The organism is Variovorax sp. MSC1_012 (assembly GCF_023667525.1).
Taxonomy (GTDB): Bacteria; Pseudomonadota; Gammaproteobacteria; order Burkholderiales; family Burkholderiaceae_C; genus Variovorax; species Variovorax beijingensis_B.
Genome location: NZ_CM174443.1, coordinates 2,934,991 through 2,953,556, shown reverse-complemented (window position 1 = coordinate 2,953,556; position 18,566 = coordinate 2,934,991). Strand labels below are relative to the sequence as shown.

Genomic DNA, 18,566 nt, shown 5'->3' with positions numbered 1-18,566 from the left:
GATACGAGGCGGCCCCTCAGCCGAGCCAGCGGCCCACGCGCGGCGCGGCCGCCAGCTGCCAGATGCGCTGGCACAGCGCCTTCGCCTCGTCGGCCGTGGCGCCTTCGCCGTAATGCGCGAGGCGCTGCATCTTGTCCTCGATCTCGGCGCGGCTCAGGCTGTTGCCCGGGTCGCCCTTGGGCTCGTCGACGCGGCCTTGCAACGTGCGGCCATCGCGGGTTTGCACGCTGACCTTGCCGATCCAGCGCGCGGGGTAGGCGGTGTCGACCTCGGCGTCGAGCTCCATCGCCACCTTGTCGCGGAATGCGGCCACCTCGGGCGCGAGAAAGTCGCGGTCGAACTCGCCCAAGCCGGCGCGCCCATGCACGGCGATAAGGCCCAGCACCGTGCCCATCGAGAACTTGCCCTGGTGCACGGTGGCCGGCACAGTGACGCGGCCCAGCACGTCGATGGCGCCCTGGTGCACATGCGCGGTCACGCGGGCCACGTCGCCGTGCGCGAGCTTGTGCTCGCTCATCACCTGCAGCAGCGCATCGGCCGCGGGATGCGTGTGGCGGCACGAGGCGTGGTACTTGAACGAGGTTTCGGCCAATGCCCAGCGCGTGCCGAGGCGGTCGGTGAGCCGTGCCGGATCGGCATCGCTCGACATGCCCACGCCGAGGCCTTGCGCGCCTTCGAGAACTTTCGCCGCGCCCGTGAAGCCATCCTGCGCAAGGTAGGCCGACATCAGCCCGCTCGCGGCCGCATGCGCGCAGTGCAGCTGCTTGGAATCGGCCGCGTCGCGCAGGAACTCCCACACGCCGGCCGACTGCGTGCCGGCCGAACCGAAGGCGTGCAGCATCTGCTGCGGCGTGAGCTCGAGCAGCCGGCCCACGGCGGCGGCCGCTGCGAGCGTGCCCGCCGTCGCGGTGGTGTGGAAGGTCTTGTAGTGCGAGCGTCCGAGGAATTCGCCGACGCGGATGCCGACCTCGTAGCCCGTCACCACGGCCGTCAGCAGCTGCACACCGCTGGCGCCGATGCTCTGCGCCACGGCCAGCGCGGGCGCGATGACCACGGCCGCGGGATGGAACACCGAGCCGTTGTGCACGTCGTCCTGCTCCACGTAGTGCGAGGCCGCGGCGTTGACCAGTGCGGCGAACACCGGCGAGGTGGTGCGGCGCGAGGTGAGCATTTCGCTCGGCCCCTCGGCCGGCCCCATCGTCTGCGCGAAGCGCTCGATGCTGCGCACCGGCCGCGCGGTGCGGGCCGCAAGCACCGAACCCAGCCAGTCGAGCATCAGGTCCTCGGTGCGGCGCAGCACGGGCGTGGGGATGTCGGCGAACTGAAGTTCGGCGGCGAAGGTGGCGAGCTCTCGGCCGGGATGATTCGATGAGGTCATGGCGCGCCTTCAGAACGAACGGGGGAGGCCGAGCATGTGTTCGGCGACATAGCTCAGGATGAGATTGGTAGAGATCGGCGCCACCTGGTAGAGCCGCGTCTCGCGGAACTTGCGCTCGATGTCGTATTCGCAGGCAAAGCCGAAGCCGCCATGGAACTGCAGGCAGGCATTGGCGGCCTCCCAACTGGCCTTGGCCGCAAGGTACTTCGCCATGTTGGCCTGCGCGCCGCAGGGCTCGCGCGCATCGAACAAGCGACAAGCCTCGTAGCGCATGAGGTTGGCGGCTTCTATCTCGATGAAGGCCTCGGCAATCGGAAACTGCACGCCCTGGTTCTGGCCGATGGGCCGGCCGAACACCACGCGCTCCTTGGTGTAGGCCGTGACCTTGTCGATGAACCAGTAGCCGTCGCCGATGCATTCGGCCGCGATCAGCGTGCGCTCGGCATTGAGGCCGTCGAGGATGTACTTGAATCCCTGGCCCTCTTCGCCGATCAGGTTCTCGGCCGGGATCTCGAGGTTCTCGAAGAACAGCTCGTTGGTCTCGTGGTTCACCATGTTCAGGATGGGCCGCACCGTCATGCCTTTGCCGATGGCTTCGCGCAGGTCCACGATGAAGATCGACATGCCTTCGGACTTCTTCTTGACCTCCGCAAGCGGCGTGGTGCGCGCCAGCAAGATCATCAGGTCCGAATGCTGGATGCGCGAGATCCACACCTTCTGGCCGTTGACGACGTAGCGGTCGCTCTTCTTCACGGCCGTGGTCTTGATCCTGGTGGTGTCGGTGCCGGTGCTGGGCTCGGTCACGCCCATCGACTGCAGGCGCAGCTCGCCGGTGGCGATGCGCGGCAGGTAGTTGCGCTTCTGGGCCTCGCTGCCGTGGCGCAGCAGCGTACCCATGTTGTACATCTGGCCGTGGCAGGCGCCCGAGTTGCCGCCCGAGCGGTTGATCTCTTCCATGATCACCGAGGCCTCGGTGAGCCCGAGGCCGGAGCCGCCGTATTCCTGCGGAATGAGCGCGGCCATCCAGCCGGCCCTGGTGAGCGCGTCGACGAACTCGGCAGGGTAGCCCCGGGCCTCGTCGATCTTGCGGAAGTACTCGTTCGGAAACTGCGCGCACAGGTCGCGCACGGCATCGCGGATGTCGGCAAAGCGGGTGTCGTTGCTGTTGTTCATCTCGTTCAATCCTGGCGCGGGCCGCCGGCTTCCTTTTCCACGCGTTGCCAGATCTCGATGGCCATCGGGTCGTCGATCTCCTCGAGGAGGTGGCCCACGAGCCCGATGGCGCGCGCCATCACGCCGAGGCCGCGGATGATCTTCCACGGAAAGCCGAACTCGGCCGCAATCGCGCCGATCGCGCCCGTCGCATTGATGGGCAGCGATTTGCCCGAGACGCGCTCGGCCTCCTGCTGCACTGCCTGCATCAGCGCCACGTAGTGGCCCGAGAGGCCGTTCTCCTCGGCGATCTGGAACAGGCGCGGCGTGCGCGGGTCGATGGGCTTGTGCAGCGGATGCCCCAGGCCGGGCACGATCTGCTTGCGCGCGCGATGGTCGGCGACGATCTCCTGCGCCATTTCGGCCAGCGGCCGCGCCGGCTTCTCGCCGAAGGGAATGGCCTCGTAGAGCATCCTGGCCGCGCCTTCGGTGCTGCCCACGAACACCGTGCCCAGCCCGCACAGGCCCGCGGCCACCGCGGCCTGCAGCGCTTCGGGCGCACCCGCATAGGTGAGGCGCGCGGCCAGCGCGCTGGGCGTGATGCCATGCTCGACCAGCGTGACGACGATGGCATTGAAGGTGACCGATTCCTGCGGCGTCGGGATGCGGCCCGTGAGCTCCAGGAAGGCCATGTCGCCGAGGTTCAGGTGGCCGAGGATCTCGGAAGGCAGGTCGCGCCCGCGCACGGTGATCCGGTCGGGTGTGCTGTGGCCGAGTTCGGTGTGCAGGGATTTCTTGATCTTTGTGGTGGTCATGCGCCGAATCTATGCCGCCCTCGCGCGAGGCGGGTCTGTGAATGCGAAACCCTCCCTTCGGCAAATGCAAATGCCGCGCGGCGGGCCGTTCTGTCACGCTGCGGCGATGGACACTGAATCACTTTCCGCCGTGCGCGATGCCGCGCTCGACTACTTCGTTCGCAGCCGTGCCATCCAGCGGCGGCGCGAGCGCATGGAACGGCCCGAGGCCGACGAGGCGCAGGGCTGGAGCGCCATTGCCGAGCTGGGCTGGACCGGCATGCTGGCACCCGAATCCGCAGGCGGCCTGGGGCTCGGGCTCACGGGCGCCGCGCAGATCCTGCGAGCCGCGGGCGAGCATGTGGCGCCCGAGCCGCTGCTGGCGGTGGCGGGCTTGAGCGCGATGCTGCTCGCACGGCTCGAAGCCCCGGCCGCGCAGTCGCTGCTGGCGGACCTCGTCGCGGGCCGCAGCCTGCCCGCGCTGGCCTGGCAGGAGAGCGCCGGCGACCTGAGCGCCGTGCCGCTGGCCTGCGGCTGCGAGCCGCGCGCGGGGCATGCGGGCGGCATGCTGCTGCAGGGCGAGAAGCTCATGGTGCTGCCCGGTGCGGCCGCCAGCGGCTGGCTGGTGTCGGCGCGCGGCAGCGACGATGCGGTGTTGCTGTGGGTGTCGCGCGGCACCACCGGCGTGAGCGAAACCCTGGTGCCGCTGGTGGACGGCAGCCAGGCCGCGAGTCTGCGCTTCGAGCAGGTGGCGCTGCCGGCGGACGCGGTGCTGGCCGAAGGCCCCGCCGCGCAGGACGCGCTGCGCCATGCGCTCGCGGCCAGCCAGATCCTGCAGGCGGCCGAGCTGCTGGGCGTGGGCCAGGCGATGCTCGCGCAGACGCTGGCCTACCTGCGCACCCGTTCGCAGTTCGGCAAGCCGATCGGCAGCTTCCAGGCGCTGCAGCACCGCTGCGTGGACATGTTCATTCACCTCGAAGTGGCACAGGCCGCGCTCGCCGAGGTGCTGGTACTGGCGGACCAGGGGCTCCCGGCCGAACGGCTCGAAGCCGAAGCCAGCCGCGTCAACGCCCGCTGCACCGCCGCGGCACTGCAGGCCTCGCGCACGGCGGTGCAGCTGCATGGCGCCATCGGCTACACGCAGGAGTGCGACCTGAGCCTCCACTACAAGCGCACGCTGTGCCTTTCGGCATGGCTCGGCAACGTGGCCGCACACCAGCGCCGCCATGCCGTGCTGGCCGACGGCGGCGAGGCGCGGGCGGGCGCCGCCGCATGGGAAGGCGAGTTTCCGCGCAGCGCCGACTGGCATGCGATGCCAGAGGCCGAGTTCCGGCGCATGGTGCGCGCCTTCCTGCTGCAGCGCTATCCGCAGCAGCTGCGCTACCTGTCGCACCGCGCGCGCTGGAGCGAGATCCGCGAGTGGTACCTCACGCTGTCGGCGCAGGGCTGGATCGCGCCGGCCTGGCCACAGGCGCATGGCGGCATGGGGCTGCCGGCCGACAAGCTCATTGCATGGATCGAAGAACTCGAGCAGCACGGCGTGGCACGCGCGCCGGACCAGGGCATCGTGATGATCGGCCCGCTGCTGATCCAGCATGGCACGCCGGAGCAGCAGCAGCGCTTCCTGCCGCGCATCCTCCGCGGCGAGCATGTGTGGTGCCAGGGCTATTCGGAGCCCAACGCCGGCTCCGACCTGGCGGGCCTTCGCACCGAGGCCGTGGCGGGGCGCGATGCCGAGGGCGATCACTTCATCGTCAACGGCCAGAAGATCTGGACCACGCTCGCGCAGGACGCCAACCATATCTTCATGCTCGTGCGCACCGACAAGGCCGCGCGCAAGCAGGAGGGCATCAGCTTCCTGCTGTGCGACCTGCGCACGCCGGGCATCACGGTGCGGCCCATTCACACGCTTTCGGGCGAGCCCGAGTTCTGCGAAGTGTTTTTCGACAACGTGCGCGTGCCGGCCGAAAACCTCGTGGGCCGGCTGCATGGCGGCTGGACGATTGCCAAGGCGCTGCTCGGCTTCGAGCGCATCTTCCTGGGCAGCCCCAAGCAGTCGCAGTACGCGCTGGGCCAGCTCGCGCGGCTGGCGCAGGCGCGCCGCCTATTCGCCGACCCGGTGTTCGCGCAGCGCTTCGCTGCATTGCGGCTCGACGTGCTCGACCTGTCGGCCGCGTACACGGGCTTTGCCGACATCGTGCGCGCGGGCCAGCCGCTGCCTGCGTCGGTGTCCTTGCTCAAGATATGGGCCAGCGAAACCTACCACCGCATCGGCGCACTGCTGGTCGAGGCCGGCGAAGAGCAGGGCGCCGTTACGGGCGACCAGCTGCTCGACGGACAGAGCTTCAACGTGCTCTCGCCGCTCATCGGCTCCACCGCCGCAATGATCTACGGCGGCACCAACGAGATCCAGCGCAACATCCTTGCGCGGCAGGTCTTGGACCTGCCCGCCTGATCGATGCGAGACGCCGAAGAAATACACAACAGGAGACAACGCTCATGGAATCCCTCGACTTCACTCGGCGCCATGCCATGGCCGCGCTGGCAGGCGGCGCACTGTTGGCCGCGCTGCCTTCGCGCGCCCTGGCACAGCAGCAGCAACAGCTGCCGCCGCTCGTCAAGCTGGTGGTCGGCTATTCGGCCGGCGGCCCGGTGGACGGCGCGGCGCGCCTGCTTGCGCCCGCGCTGAGCCAGGAGCTCGGCACGCAGGTCATCGTCGACAACCGCCCGGGCGCCAGCGGTTCCGTGGGCGGCGACGCAGTGGCCAAGGCCGCGCCCGACGGTGCGCTGCTCTTCTTCGGCGCAAGCCCGACCATCACCATCAATCCGAACATCCAGCGCAAGATGCCCTTCGATCCGATGAAGGACCTGACGCCCATCGCGCCGCTGGTCGACTACACCAACGTGCTCGTGGTCAACAAGGACCTGCCGGTGCACAGCATTGCCGAGCTGCTGGCCTATGCGAAGGCGCGGCCGGGCAAGGTGTTCTACGGCTCGGCCGGCATCGGCGCGTCGAACCACCTGAGCGGCGCGCTGCTCGAGAAGATGACCGGCGTGCAGCTCACGCACGTGCCGTACAAGGGCAGCGCACCCGCATTGGCCGACGTGATGGGCGGCACCGTGACCATGATGTTCGACATCATCGCCACCTCGCGGCCCTTTATCCAGTCGGGAAAGATCCGCGCGCTGGCCGTTACCTCGCGCCAGCGCAACCGCATGCTGCCCGAGGTGCCGACCATGATCGAGTCGGGCGTGGCCGGCTACGACGTGGGCGGCTGGTTCGGCCTCTACGGCCCGGCGCGCATGGACCCGGCGCTGGCCGCGCGCCTGAATGCCGCCGCGCACAGGGCGCTCGCGCGCGAGGACATCGCCCATCGATTGCGCGAACAGGGCTACGAAGTCTGGAGCGGCGGCGCGGATCTGCTCGCGGCCAAGGGCCAGGCCGACCGCAGGCTCTGGGCCGTGGCGGCCCAGGGCATCGAGGCGGAATGAGCGATGCCGGCACCCACGCGGATCCACGAACTGCTCGAAGCGCGCGCATTGCAGTCGCCGGGCGCGGCGTTTCTCTTCGAACCAACGGGCACCGTGTCGTACGGCGCGCTGCAGGCCATGGCCGAGGCGGCCGCGCAAGACCTGCTGGCCGCCGGGGTGCGGCCGACCGACCGCGTGCTGCTGGTGGCCGAGAACTGCGCCGCGCACATCGCGCTCATCATGGCGTGCAGCCGCATTGGCGCATGGTCGTGCGGGGTCAACGCGCGCATGTCGCCCGGCGAGATCGCGGCCATTGCCGGGCGCGCCGATGCGCGGGTGTGCTGCTTCACCAGCGATGCCTCGGACGCCGCGCGCCAGCATGCGCAGCGGGCCGGGGCGGTGCCGTCGGCGCTGCCCGGCGTGATGCGCTCGACCGTGCGCGCCGAGGCCAGTCCGGAGGCCGATCCCGCGCTGGTGGACACCGCGGCCATCATCTTCACTTCAGGCACCTCGGGCACGCCGAAGGGCGTGATGGTGTCGCACCGCGGCCTGCTGCATTTCGGCCGCGTGTCGGCCGGCGTGCGATCGCTGGGCGAACGCGACCGGGTCTACGCCTTCCTGCCGATGACGCACATCTTCGGCATCGGCACGGTGCTCATGGCGGCGCTCACGGGCGGCGCCGCGCTGGTGCTGCGCGCGAGCTTCTCGCCGGCCGACATGCTGCATGCGCTGGCGCATGAAGAGGTGTCGAACCTGCTCGGGCCGCCCACGATGTATGCGCGCCTGCTGGCCCACATCGAGGCCGGGCACGGCGCGCCGCACTTTCCGGCGCTTCGCTATGTCTATACCGGATCGGCGCCGCTCGATCCCGGGCTCAAGCAGCGCGTCGAGGCGCTGTTCGGCCAGCCGCTGCACTATGGCTATGGCCTGTCGGAGTACGCGGGTTCGGTGTTCCTGACGCGCGTCGAGGCGCCGCGCGCGGACACCGCCGCGGGCCATGTGGTTGAGGGCGGCGAGGCGCGCATCGTGGGCGCCGATGGCCAGGACCTGGCGCAGGGCGAGACCGGCGAGATCTGGCTGCGCGGGCCCGGCCTCATGCTGGGCTACTTCCGCGATGCGGCAGCCACGGTGCAGGTCATGCGACCGGGCGGCTGGTATGCGAGCGGCGACATCGGGCGCTTCGATGCGGCCGGCGCGCTGTTCGTGGTCGGCCGGCTCAAGGAAATGATCATCCGCTCGGGCTTCAACGTGTATCCCGCGGAGATCGAGGCGGTGATCGGCCGCTTTGCGGGCGTGCACCTCTGCGCGGTGGTGGGCGTGCCCGAGGCCGACGGCAACGAGCGGATCGTCGCCTTCGTCGAGATGAAGCCCGGCGCCGTGCTCGACGAACCGGCGCTGCGCGCCTATCTCGCGGAGCACCTGTCGCCTTACAAGCGGCCCGCGCGCATCGAGACCGTCGACGCCATGCCGACCACGGCCAACGGCAAGCTGCTCAAGCGCGAGCTGCAGGCGCGCGCCGCCCAGGCCGCCGGCTAGCCGAAGATGCAGGCGTGGCCCTTCTGCGTGTCCATGTACTCGCGCATGCGGGCGATGCGCCCGTTGCGCAGTTCGAAGATGAAGCAGTAGTCGTTGTCGTAGCTGCGGCCGTTCGCGAGCGTGGCCTGCATGCGCAGCTCGACGATCACGGTATCGCCCTCGCAATAGCGGCTGCGGAAATCGACCGCGACATCGGAGACGAAGAGCGCCGGAAAACTTTCGGCCAGGAAATGCACGATGGCGTCCGGGCCGATCATGCGGTCGGGCACGTCGAGCGCCAGTGCGGTGGCATTGCCACGTGGCGCCAGCCATTCGGCATCCTCGGTGAACCAGGATGCGATGCGTTGGGGGTCGTGGCTTGCGAAAGCCTTCCATGCGTCGGAGACGGTGCGTTTGTTCTGTTCGGAGGTCATTCGCCGACCATAGGCGCGGCCCGCGGTGCCCGCACGCCGGTTTCGGACATTTCCTGCAAGGAGCCGCGCCGCCGTCCGCCAGTGCCGCGCAGCAAGCGCGCGCATCGTCTATGCATCGACACACCAGACACAGGAAGCACGCCATGGCAGACGACCCGAACAAGCGCGGCCCGCAGGACCGGACCCGCATCAATGTCAACGAGCCGCACGAGGTGCGCTACTGGACCCAGACGCTGGGCGTGACCGAGGCGCAGCTGCGTTCGGCCGTGGCCGCCGCGGGCGTCGAGGTGAAGGACGTGCGGGTCTACCTCGGCAAACCCTAGGCGGGTGGCGAAAGCGTAGGCACGCTCCTACACCCGCTGCGGGGGGCGGGACCGATACTTTGGCTTTCTTCGCTTCAGGACGCGCAAAGTGAACGAGCCGATTGCCGAACCCCGCACCAGCAGCAGTGGTCCGCGGGCCTGCCACCCCCCCACCGAGGCGAAGCCTTCGGCTCCCCGCGCCCAATGAAGGCCTCGCCCGGAGCCCGAAGCTGGATCGCCGCCGGCGTACGCCACGAACTGCTCACCCGTGCCTTGCCGGCACTGCGCCACGACATGGCGGCGCCGGTGTCGGTGATACGCATGGCGCTGCTCATGCTCAAGCGCCAGATCGGCGCGCCGGTCATCGATGCACCGGTCTGCGAGGAGCGCGTGGCACTGATCGACAACCAGGTGTCCGAACTCGTGGAAGGCATCCGCTCGCTGCGCGACTGGGAGCTGGCCACGACGGATGACGGCATCACGCGCAGCGCGCTGGTGGCGCAGTGCGTGGGTCTGATGCGCGCGGCCTTCGACATGCATGGCGTAGAGCTGGCTGTCGATGCCGCGCTCGAGCCGCAAGCGGACGAAACGCGCTGGCCCCAGGGCGCTGCGCTGCGTTACCTGGTGCTTGGCGGCCTCGGGTACCTGCACGACGGCCCGTCCGAAGCCGGCGCGATCCGCATCGAGGCCGATGGCGGCAACGCGCTTCGCCTCAGCGCCTTGCCGCGCGAATCCGCCGGTGCCAGCCCGGTGCTCGACGCGCACCGCGCCCCGCGTGCGCTGGCCATCGACGCAATTGCACTCCAGAGCCTGGCGGAAGACCTGGGCTACACCGTGGCGCTGGAGCGCGACAGCGTGCGCTTTTCGCTCGATCCGGGCTGAGGCCTTCGCTGCGCATCGCGCCTGCCGTTGGCCCTGCGCGCTTCGCGCTGTTCGCGCGCCTGGTTTTGCCGATGCATCCGCAAGAAGGCGAGCAGCCGCTGTTCGGCGGCGTGGAGCCCGCGCGTCTTGCGCGCCGCGGTGCGGGCCGACATCTTTCGCAGCAGCTCGGCCGCGGGGTCTTCCTGGTCACTCGCGAGCGCGCTGCCCAGCGCCAGCACGGCCGGGTGCACGTAGGCCTTCTTGCAGACGGCGGGCGTGTTGCCCAGCTGCTTCGCCACGGCGGCCAATATTTCCTTGGCGCTGTAGCGCGTGCCGTCGGCGGCCGTGCGGCCCGGTTCGCAGGCCAGCCGCGTGAGTTCCAGCGCCTGCACCGTGCCGTGCCAGGTCCGGAAGTCCTTCGCCGTGAAGCGTTCGCCGGGCGAGGCTTCGGCGATGTAGTCGTTCACGTCGGTGGATGACACGCTGCGCAGTTCCCCGTCCTCTTCCTGGTACTGGAACAGCGCCTGGCCGGGCAGCTGCTGGCATTGCCGCACCACCTTGGCCACGCGCGAATCGTCGAGCCGGGCTTCGTGCATCACGCCGCTTTTTCCCCTGAAGCGCAGCCGCAGCGCCGCGCCCTGCACGGCCGCATGCCGGTTGCGCAGCGTGGTGAGGCCGAAGGAGCCGTTGCTGCTGGCGTATTCCTCGTTGCCCACGCGCAGCAGCGTGGTGTCGAGCAGGCGCACCAGGGCTGCCAGCACCTGCTGGCGCCCGGGCGCCTTGGTCGTTGCCGCGCCTTCCTGCAGGTCGCGCGCGACGCGGGCGCGGATGCGCGGCATCGCAAGCCCGAAGGCCTCGAGGCGCTCGAACTTGGTCTCGTCCTGGAAAAGCCGCCAGTCGGCGTGGTAGCGGTATTGCTTTCGTCCGCGGGCATCGATGCCGGTGGCCTGGAGATGGCCATTGGGCAGCGGGCAGATCCACACCTGCGTGTAGGCCGGCGGAATCGCCAGCATGCGGATGCGCGAGAGCTCGTCCGCATCGCGCACCCAGCGGCCCTGTGCATCGCGGTAGCGAAAGTGCTCACCGTGCTTCAGGCGCCGGATGCCCGGCATGTCGGGGTTCACGTAGACCAGGCCGTTGGCAATGGGCGCGGCCGTCGGTGACGGTCTGGAGGGCGGTGCGGTCGATCTGGAGCGGGCCGGCATGGGGTTTGCGTGGTGACGGTACCCAGCGCTTGTGCCTGCACCGACAATCGCCGCCTGTAGGACGCCGCAATCGCCGCTGGTGCGATGGAGGCGCTTTGTTCTTTCCTGGAGTCCCAAAGAAATGATGTTCTTCCATCGGCTGTTCCCGTCTTCGTGCGTGCGCTGGCTCCCGGCTTGCGGCGCGGCGCTGCTCGTCGCGGCCTGCGTCTCGCCGACTTCGCCGGTATCGGCAGCACGCCCAGCTGCTGCTGCGCCCGTCAAGGTGAAGGTCTTCGTCGCGGCCATGTTCGAGATCGGCCAGAACACCGGCGACCGGGCCGGCGAGTTCCAGCACTGGTACGAGCGCTACTGGAAGGGCGCCGCGCCCATGGCGGTGCCCGGCGCGCTGCAGCCGGTGTACTGCAATGCCGACGGCGTGTGCGGCGCGGTGCTCGGCATGGGCAAGGTCAACTCCTCGTCGTCGATGCAGGCCATCCTGCTGAACCCGCAGTTCGACTTCTCGCAGGCCTACTACGTGATTTCCGGCGTGGCCGGCACGCCGCCTGCGCGCGGCACCATCGGCGAGGTGAGCTGGGCCACCTGGCTCGTGGACTACGACCTCGGCCACCGCTGGGCACCCGAGGAGAACAGGCCCGGCGAGCCCACCTTCATGCCGCGCAAGGGCTACGAGGAGTACCGCCGCTTCAAGCTCAACCCCGACCTCGTGGGCTGGGCCATGAAGCTCTCGTCCGACACGCCGCTCAAGGATTCGGACAGCGCGCGCAAGTATCGCCTGCGCTACCCCGATGCCGCCGCGCGGCGCGCGCCCTTCGTGGCCACCGGCACCCACATGACCGGCGACACCTTCTTCCATGGCCCCGGCATGTCGAAGCAGGCGCAGTACATCGCCAGGCTCTACGGCGCCGACGACTACGTGATCACCGAAATGGAAGCCGCCGCCATCACGCTCGTGATCAAGCGCAGCCACGGCACCGACCGCGTGACGAGCCTGCGCGGCGCCGTCAACTTCGACCAGGGCAACCCGAAGGAAAGCACGCTGCAGCACCTGGACCCGGCCCCGGGTGAGACGGCGGGCGGCTTTGCCGAGACGGTGGAGAACATCGCGCTGGTGGGCACGCGCGTGGTGGACCACATCGTGGCGAACTGGCCGCAATGGCAGGCCGGTGTGCCGAAGCCCTGATCGGATTCAGGGCCGCACCGGCTGCAGGTGCCACGTCACGTTGAAATCGAAGGGCGTCCAGCGGCTCACCGTGACGCCCGCCTGCCGCAGGCCGCGGCCGGTCCAGGTGTTGCAGGTCTCGAAGAGGTGGTAGCCGCCTTCGGCTTCATAGAAGGCGTCGTCGTTGCCGTAGTGGGCACCGGCAACGGGTGTGGCGCGGCCCGAGACGAGCGTCGCTTGCACGTAGCCCGCGAGCTGCGCGTACTGCGCCTGCGAGAGCGGCAGGTGGAAGGCGTTGCTGCGCAATGAGGCGCGCGTGAGATAGGTCACGTGCAGCAGCGCACGGTTGCCGCCGAGCAGGGCGCCCAGGGCGCGCGATGCCGTGAGGTCGGCCCAGGTGGGCGTGTGCAGGTAGAACTCGCGGTCGCCCCAGCCGATCGCGATGAACTCGGCATCGGGTGGCACGGCCCTGAAGTGCCCGAACGGAAAGAGCTGCTGCCAGTCGATGGTGGCCGAGCGGATCGGAAACACCAGGTCGGTGTGGATGCCGTTGCTCAGCACCCAGGCCTCGACGGCGGGCGGCTGCGCGGGCGCCTCTGCGTTGGCCGGCCAGAGCATCAGCGCGCAGGCGGCGCCCACGTACAGCCCCACCGCAAGCGTGAACCCCAGCAGCGTGATTGCGATGCGCCGGAGCCAGCGTTTGATCACGATGCCGGGCGTTTCAGAAGAGCGACGCGGTGGCCGAGGCCGCCTCCGCGGATGCGCGCGAGGCCGGGCCGCCCGCGGCCGGCGCCGTGGCCTCGGGGCTGCCGGCCTTCGCAAGCGCGCCCACGCGCACGCCCAAAAGGCGCAGCGGCCGCTCCAGCGGCACGCGCTTCAGGCACAGCCCGCCGACCTGGCGGATGGTCTTGCCGTCGGCGGTGTGGCGCTCGATGGTCTGGTCGCGCGTGGCGATCTTGAAATCGTCGTAGCGCAGCTTGATGCCGATGGTCTTGCCCACATAGCCCTTGCGCTGCAGGTCTTCGGCCACTTTCTCGCACAGGTGGGTGAAGATCGCGCCCAGCTCGGCACGGTCGCGCACCGCATGCAGGTCGCGGTCGAAGGTGGTCTCGCGGCTCATCGACACGGGCTCGCTCTCGGTCACCACCGGCCGGTTGTCGCGGCCCCAGGCCACCTCGTGCATCCACGCGCCAGTGGACTTGCCGAAATTCTGGATCAGCCAGTCGCGCTCGCGCGCCGCGAGCTCGCCCACCGTCTCGATGCCGAAGCGCTTGAGCTTCTCGTCGGCCTTTGGCCCGATGCCGTTCACCTTGCGGCAGGGCAGCGGCCAGATGCGCGTCTGCAGGTCGTCTTCGTAGACCACCGAGATGCCGTTGGGCTTGTTGAACTCGCTCGCCATCTTGGCAATGAGCTTGTTGGGCGCCACGCCGATGGAGCAGGTGAGGCCGGTGGCGTCGAGGATGGCTTTCTGGATGAGCCGCGCGAGCGAACGGCCGCCTTCACGCTGGCCGCCGGGCACATCGGTGAAGTCGATGTACACCTCGTCCACGCCGCGGTCTTCCATCAGCGGCGCGACCTCCCTGATGACCTGCTTGAAGGTGCGCGAGTATTTGCGTATCTCCTCGAAGTCCACCGGCAGGATGATGGCCTGCGGGCACAGCTTGGCGGCCTTCATGAGCCCCATGGCCGAGCCCACGCCGAACTGCCGCGCCGGGTAGGTGGCGGTGGTGATCACGCCGCGGCCCACGTAGTCCTTCAGCCGCGGAAAGGCGTCGACCGGAATGTCGGCCAGCGTGCCGCCCTCGGGCACGTGGCGGATCGCCTCATCCACGCTGCGCCGCCCGCCGCCGATCACCACCGGCAGGCCCTTGAGCTGCGGATAGCGCAGCAACTCGACCGACGCGTAGAAGGCGTCCATGTCGAGGTGGGCGATACGGCGGATCGGGGGTGCTGGAACGGTCGGGGAGCTCACGGCACGGATTGTCTCGCGGCCGGCCCGAGCCTGCCGCGCGGCGCACGCATGCCAGAATGCGCCGACTGCGGTTTTTGACCGTCCGATGACACAAGGCATGGGAAGGAAGGGGATCTGGCATGGATGACGAAGTCGAAGGCATGACCGTTGCGCTGACGCCGGTCCAGATGGCGGCGGTGCTGGGCGGGCAGGACGTGCCCGAATCCGCGAGCCTGAGCAACCGGCTCTGGGGCACGGTGGGGCTGGTGGGCGGCGTCGTCGAACTGGTCGGCGCCGGCGTGCTTTGCATCGCGCCCGAGCCGACGATGGTGACCAAGGCCGGCTGCGTGGTGCTGGGCGTGCACGGCTTCGACACCCTGGCGACCTCGGGCCGCCAGGTCTGGACCGGGACCCCGCAGCGCACGGCGACCTCCGTCACTGCCAGCTCGGCGGCCGAGGCGCTGGGCGCTTCGCGTGAAACGGCCGATGGCATCGGGCTTGCGGTGGACGTGGCAGTGCCGCTGGTCGTGGCTTCGGGGCTGGGAGCCGCACGCATCGTCGCCGTGATGCGCGGCGGCCGTATCCGGCTGGTGGAGCACGAGGCTGCAGCGGGATCGAGGCTGGGCGGCCACACCATGGCGCGCCACGTCGGGCAGACCGATGCCCAGCTGCTGGCCAGGGTGCGGACCGCCACCCGGCCAGGCCCCCGGGCGGTGTCCACCTTTGCCGACCTGGCCACCGCGGAACGCGCGATCACCGAGACGCTGCGTGCCAACGCCGCCGCGGTGCGCGCGTGGTCGCGCGGGGCGGCCGCGGGCAGCAAGTCGCCGGAGCTGGAGCACGTGCTGGGCTACGTGGTGGGGCGGGGCGTGCAGTTCGGCAGCACGGCCGTCAATGACCTCTCCGGCGTGCGGATCATCCTCAAGATGGAAAGCTACAACGGCAAGCCGTTCTACATCCTCACGGCCTATCCGATCTGAGCCGTGCGGCGCCTCGGGCGCCTGCACCTACAGGAAGGAAGGGGCCTCGCCCGTGGTCCACACGTCGGCACCGAACTCCTCGGCAAGGCGGGCCAGGAGTTTCGAGGTGCGCTCGCGCAGCGGGGCAATGCGGGCCTGCAGGCCGGCCCGGGGCAGCGCAACGGCCAGGCCGGGTTCATCGGAATCGGGGTCGCTCTCGCGGATGTAGAGCGTGCCGTTGCGGGCCCAGGCTTCCACCGCCCAACCCTGGTCCTGATCGTCGTAGACCATGCCCTCGTCGTCTCCGGCCACGGCGGCGAGGAAGTGGTCCATGGTGGCGAAGGTGTCGTACCAGGGGAAGGACAGGTGCACGTCCGCGTCCTCGTTGTCGAGCCGCAGGTCCAGCCAGAAGTACTGGCGCACCTGGTGGAGTTTCAGCCCCTGCTGCAGGGCCAGTGCGGCCACGCGGCCGTAGTACGCCGCAAGCTCCGGCTCGTGCCCGATGGCCTCCAGGGTGCACACCCGCAAGCGCTCGGCACGCGGGAATTCCGGCAGCGCGAGCGGTTCGGCCGGCCGGTCCCGCACAGGCTGGAACTCGTCCCACAAGTGAAACGCGATCTCGGGCTCCAGCGAGTTGATCGGCTTGGCGTCTGCGAACCAGGGTTCCACTTGCGCGCTCCTCTGAATGGTCGAGCGATCGATATTAGCCCGGGTCGAGGCGCGGCATGGCTGAACCGACTCGCCCGCGGTGACAAGGCTTGCCTGTTGCGCCCGCTGGGGCCATCATCCGCGCCATGCAAACCGTCGCTTCCATCCTGTGGCGCAGGCTCGATGCACCGGGCCATGACGCCTGCCGTCTCGAGCGCAACGCGACCGCGTGGCAGCTCGACGGCGCCGCCGTGTTCCGCCTCGAGGACGGCCGCATCGGCCAGCTGCACTACCGCGTGCGCTGCGACCTGCACTGGCACACGCAGTGGGGCACGGTGCGCGGCTGGCTCGGCGGCAGCGCCATCGACCTGGCCATTGCCCGCGATGCGCGCGGCCACTGGAAGCTCAACGACGAGGCCGTGCCCGACCTGTCGCACTGCACCGACCTCGACCTGGGCTTCACGCCCGCCACCAATCTGCTGCAGCTGCGCCGGCTCAACCTGGCGAAGGGCGAGGGCGCCGACGCGCCGGCCGCCTGGGTCGACCTGGACGGCGGCGGCGTGCTCAGCGAACTGATGCAGCGCTACGAGCGAACCGCGGACGACGCCTATGCCTACGAGGCCAAGCGCTTCGACTATGCGGCAACCCTGCGCGTCACGCCGGATGGCTTCGTGCGCGACTATCCCGGCCTCTGGAGCGCCGAAGCCTAGTCGAACTGCGACCGGTCCCCCGCCACCAGTTCGCGGTTGCGCCGCCGGTCGATGGCAATCTCGCGCGCGAAATCTTCGCTGGGGCCGCCGGCCGGAATGTTGTGCGCGTCGCGCAGCCGGGTGTGCAGCGGTTCGCTGCGCAGCAGGCGGTTGATCTCCGCGTTGAGGCGCTGCACCACGGCCGTTGGCGTACGTGCCGGCGCGAAGATGCCGAACAGCGAATCGCGGTTGGCCTTCTCGAAGCCCAGTTCCGCGAGCGTGGGCACCGAAGGCAGCGCCTCGATGCGCGCCGGCGCACCCACGGCCAGCGCGCGCAGGCGGCCGCTTTCGATGTATTGCAACTGCTGCGCCGCGACGTTGGTCGAGAGCACCTCGAACTGCCCGCTGAGCGCATCGTTGAGCTGCGGACCGCCGCCCTGATACGGGATGTGCGTGATGTCGGTGCGGCTTTGCATGCGCACCTGCGCCAGCACCATGTGTCCGATGGTGGCCACGCCCGAGCTGGCCCAGCGCAGCGCGCCCGGCCGGCTGCGCGCCATGGCGACCAGGTCGCCGAAGCTGCGGCCCGCGAAGGCCGGCGTGCCGACCACCAGCACCGGCGTTCGCATGACGCTGGCCACGGGCGCGAAGCCGCGCAGCGGGTCGTAGGCCACGCGCGCGAGCAGCGGCTGCAGCGTGAGCGGGCTGATGGCCGAGAAGGCGAGCGTGCAGCCGTCGGGCGCGGCGCGCGCGAGCACGTCCATGCCCACGCTGCCGCCGGCGCCCGCGCGGTTCTCGACCAGCACCGGCACGCCCAGCGCCTGCGCGAGCGGCTCGGCCAGCGCGCGCGCCATGCCGTCGCTCACGCCGCCGGGCGGATACACCACGATCAGCCGCACCGGCCGCTGCGGCCAGGGCGGCGCGGCGGCATGCAGCAGGCGCGACAGCGCGCACGAGGCCGCGAGCAGCGCGCCCATGTGGCGAACGAAGCGGCGGCGCTGCAGCAACTCGGGGCTCATGATTCGGAGTGCTCGCTCGCGAGCCGGCGCAGCAGCGCGGCAAAGTGCTGCGCAGGCAGGTTGTCTTCTTCGGCGCGCAGCACCAGCGTGAGCGGCGCGTCGAGCTGGCCGCCATCGGCCAGCCGCGCATAGGCGATGGCATGCGCATGCACGCCGCTCATCGAGGCCGGCACCACCGAGAGGCCGACCCCCGCCGCCACGAGGTTCAGGTTGGTCATCATGCGATCGACTTCGGCCACCACGCGCGGGCGCAGGCCCTTGGCGTGGCACAGCGCGAGCAGCTCGGCATAGAGGCCGGGCGCGCCGGGGCGCCGCACCAGGATGATGCCCTCCTCGCACAGCTTCGCGAGCGGCAGCGCACGCGAGGCCTTGCTGCGCGCGAGGGCAAGCCGATGGTCGATCGGCATGGCCACCAGCACCGGCTCGCGCAGCAGCGTTTCGAACACCAGGCCTTCGGGCCGCGCCACCGGGACGCGCAGCAGGCCGCAGTGCAGGCGGCCGGCGGCCAGCGCCTCGGTGAGCTCGGCGGCGTTGTCCTCGCGCAGCTGCAGCTCCACGTCCGGATGCGCGCGGCGAAAGGCGCGCAGGGCCTCGGGCATGAAGCGGTGCGCCGCGGCCGAGCTCGTGAAGCCCACCGCCAGCGTGCCGGCCTGCCCCTTGGCCACGCGCGCCATGCGCTGCTTCATGGCTTCCATGTCCTGCAGCATGCGCAGCGCCTCGGCCTGGAACAGCCGGCCCGCATCGGTGAGCGCCACGCCGCGCGGATGGCGCCTGAACAGCAGCACGCCGAGCTCGCGCTCCAGCGCCTTGATCTGCAGGCTCAGCGGCGGCTGCTGGATGCCCAGCTGCTCCGCGGCGCGCGTCATGTGGCCGGTGCCGGCCACGGCCGTGAAGTAGCGCAGCGCTCGGATATCCATATGTTTTTTGTATTGAAAGTGCCTTGTTATTTTATTTGACCCCAGGTCACCCGTGCACCTATCGTCCGGCCGCCTGTTCAAAAAAGCGGTCCTTCGAGGCCGCATGCCGGAG

General features: G+C 69.9%; 18 protein-coding genes. 8 read left to right on the top strand and 10 right to left on the bottom strand.

The features are described from left to right. Window positions 1-16: 16 nt before the first annotated feature. From L1081_RS14000 to L1081_RS13990, 3 genes are read right to left on the bottom strand one after another with little or no spacing between them, the layout of a single operon-like run. Entirely contained in the window at window positions 17-1,378 is a 1,362-nt protein-coding gene (locus tag L1081_RS14000; RefSeq protein WP_489412750.1) for an MmgE/PrpD family protein, read from the bottom strand. Between the two features lie 9 nt (window positions 1,379-1,387). Next, window positions 1,388-2,551: an acyl-CoA dehydrogenase family protein gene (locus tag L1081_RS13995; RefSeq protein ID WP_489412749.1), complete on the bottom strand. Its 1,164-nt coding sequence runs from the start codon at window positions 2,549-2,551 to the stop codon at window positions 1,388-1,390. 5 nt (window positions 2,552-2,556) lie between these two features. After that, window positions 2,557-3,345 (bottom strand): citryl-CoA lyase, encoded by a 789-nt coding sequence (locus L1081_RS13990; protein ID WP_489412748.1) that lies wholly within the window; start codon window positions 3,343-3,345, stop codon window positions 2,557-2,559. Window positions 3,346-3,451: 106 nt separating this feature from the next. Here L1081_RS13990 and L1081_RS13985 point away from each other — a divergent pair, with 106 nt between their 5' ends. The 3 genes from L1081_RS13985 to L1081_RS13975 are packed head-to-tail and all read left to right on the top strand — an operon-like array spanning window position 3,452 to window position 8,331. After that, window positions 3,452-5,779, top strand: coding sequence for an acyl-CoA dehydrogenase family protein (locus L1081_RS13985; protein WP_489412747.1), 2,328 nt, complete (start codon window positions 3,452-3,454; stop codon window positions 5,777-5,779). A gap of 44 nt (window positions 5,780-5,823) precedes the next feature. After that, the gene (locus L1081_RS13980; protein WP_489412746.1) at window positions 5,824-6,816 is read left to right on the top strand and encodes a tripartite tricarboxylate transporter substrate-binding protein; all 993 of its coding nucleotides are present in this window, start codon (window positions 5,824-5,826) and stop codon (window positions 6,814-6,816) included. A gap of 3 nt (window positions 6,817-6,819) precedes the next feature. After that, window positions 6,820-8,331: an AMP-binding protein gene (locus tag L1081_RS13975; RefSeq protein WP_489412745.1), complete on the top strand. Its 1,512-nt coding sequence runs from the start codon at window positions 6,820-6,822 to the stop codon at window positions 8,329-8,331. On the opposite strand, the gene L1081_RS13970 is transcribed toward L1081_RS13975, so the two are convergent. After that, window positions 8,328-8,744, bottom strand: a complete 417-nt coding sequence (locus tag L1081_RS13970; RefSeq protein ID WP_489412744.1) for a nuclear transport factor 2 family protein — start codon at window positions 8,742-8,744, stop codon at window positions 8,328-8,330. The genes L1081_RS13975 and L1081_RS13970 overlap by 4 nt on opposite strands. Window positions 8,745-8,887: 143 nt before the next feature. Here L1081_RS13970 and L1081_RS13965 point away from each other — a divergent pair, with 143 nt between their 5' ends. Together L1081_RS13965 and L1081_RS13960 are read left to right on the top strand one after the other, a co-directional pair. Continuing rightward, window positions 8,888-9,067 (top strand): DUF3606 domain-containing protein, encoded by a 180-nt coding sequence (locus tag L1081_RS13965; protein ID WP_021006041.1) that lies wholly within the window; start codon window positions 8,888-8,890, stop codon window positions 9,065-9,067. A gap of 183 nt (window positions 9,068-9,250) precedes the next feature. After that, window positions 9,251-9,928 (top strand): hypothetical protein, encoded by a 678-nt coding sequence (locus L1081_RS13960; RefSeq protein WP_489412743.1) that lies wholly within the window; start codon window positions 9,251-9,253, stop codon window positions 9,926-9,928. On the opposite strand, the gene L1081_RS13955 is transcribed toward L1081_RS13960, so the two are convergent. Next, the gene (locus L1081_RS13955; protein WP_489412742.1) at window positions 9,874-11,112 is read right to left on the bottom strand and encodes a DNA topoisomerase IB-related protein; all 1,239 of its coding nucleotides are present in this window, start codon (window positions 11,110-11,112) and stop codon (window positions 9,874-9,876) included. The two genes, L1081_RS13960 and L1081_RS13955, sit on opposite strands and share 55 nt — an antisense overlap. Window positions 11,113-11,233: 121 nt before the next feature. Here L1081_RS13955 and L1081_RS13950 point away from each other — a divergent pair, with 121 nt between their 5' ends. Further along, on the top strand, window positions 11,234-12,292 hold the full coding sequence (locus L1081_RS13950) for a phosphorylase family protein (protein ID WP_489412741.1): 1,059 nt from the start codon (window positions 11,234-11,236) through the stop codon (window positions 12,290-12,292). A gap of 6 nt (window positions 12,293-12,298) precedes the next feature. Here the strand turns inward: L1081_RS13950 and L1081_RS13945 are convergent, their stop codons facing one another. Beyond that, window positions 12,299-12,979 (bottom strand): TIGR02117 family protein, encoded by a 681-nt coding sequence (locus L1081_RS13945; RefSeq protein ID WP_489412740.1) that lies wholly within the window; start codon window positions 12,977-12,979, stop codon window positions 12,299-12,301. A 13-nt stretch (window positions 12,980-12,992) separates the two neighbouring features. After that, window positions 12,993-14,243 (bottom strand): Y-family DNA polymerase, encoded by a 1,251-nt coding sequence (locus tag L1081_RS13940; RefSeq protein WP_489412739.1) that lies wholly within the window; start codon window positions 14,241-14,243, stop codon window positions 12,993-12,995. A gap of 119 nt (window positions 14,244-14,362) precedes the next feature. Between L1081_RS13940 and L1081_RS13935 the strand changes: the two genes are divergently transcribed. Beyond that, window positions 14,363-15,202 carry an RNase A-like domain-containing protein gene (locus L1081_RS13935; RefSeq protein WP_489412738.1) on the top strand — a complete coding sequence of 280 codons (840 nt, stop codon included), beginning with the start codon at window positions 14,363-14,365 and terminating at the stop codon, window positions 15,200-15,202. Window positions 15,203-15,229: 27 nt separating this feature from the next. Here L1081_RS13935 and L1081_RS13930 read toward each other — a convergent pair whose 3' ends face one another. Continuing rightward, window positions 15,230-15,850 carry a hypothetical protein gene (locus L1081_RS13930; protein ID WP_489412737.1) on the bottom strand — a complete coding sequence of 207 codons (621 nt, stop codon included), beginning with the start codon at window positions 15,848-15,850 and terminating at the stop codon, window positions 15,230-15,232. 125 nt (window positions 15,851-15,975) lie between these two features. Between L1081_RS13930 and L1081_RS13925 the strand changes: the two genes are divergently transcribed. Continuing rightward, window positions 15,976-16,539 carry a putative glycolipid-binding domain-containing protein gene (locus L1081_RS13925; RefSeq protein WP_489412736.1) on the top strand — a complete coding sequence of 188 codons (564 nt, stop codon included), beginning with the start codon at window positions 15,976-15,978 and terminating at the stop codon, window positions 16,537-16,539. On the opposite strand, the gene L1081_RS13920 is transcribed toward L1081_RS13925, so the two are convergent. Both L1081_RS13920 and L1081_RS13915 read right to left on the bottom strand, forming a co-directional pair. Further along, window positions 16,536-17,537 (bottom strand): tripartite tricarboxylate transporter substrate-binding protein, encoded by a 1,002-nt coding sequence (locus L1081_RS13920; protein ID WP_489412735.1) that lies wholly within the window; start codon window positions 17,535-17,537, stop codon window positions 16,536-16,538. The genes L1081_RS13925 and L1081_RS13920 overlap by 4 nt on opposite strands. Beyond that, a complete protein-coding gene (locus L1081_RS13915; RefSeq protein ID WP_489412734.1) occupies window positions 17,534-18,454 on the bottom strand; it encodes a LysR substrate-binding domain-containing protein in 921 nt (306 codons plus the stop codon). The genes L1081_RS13920 and L1081_RS13915 overlap by 4 nt, the downstream gene beginning before the upstream one ends. Window positions 18,455-18,566 lie beyond the last annotated feature (112 nt).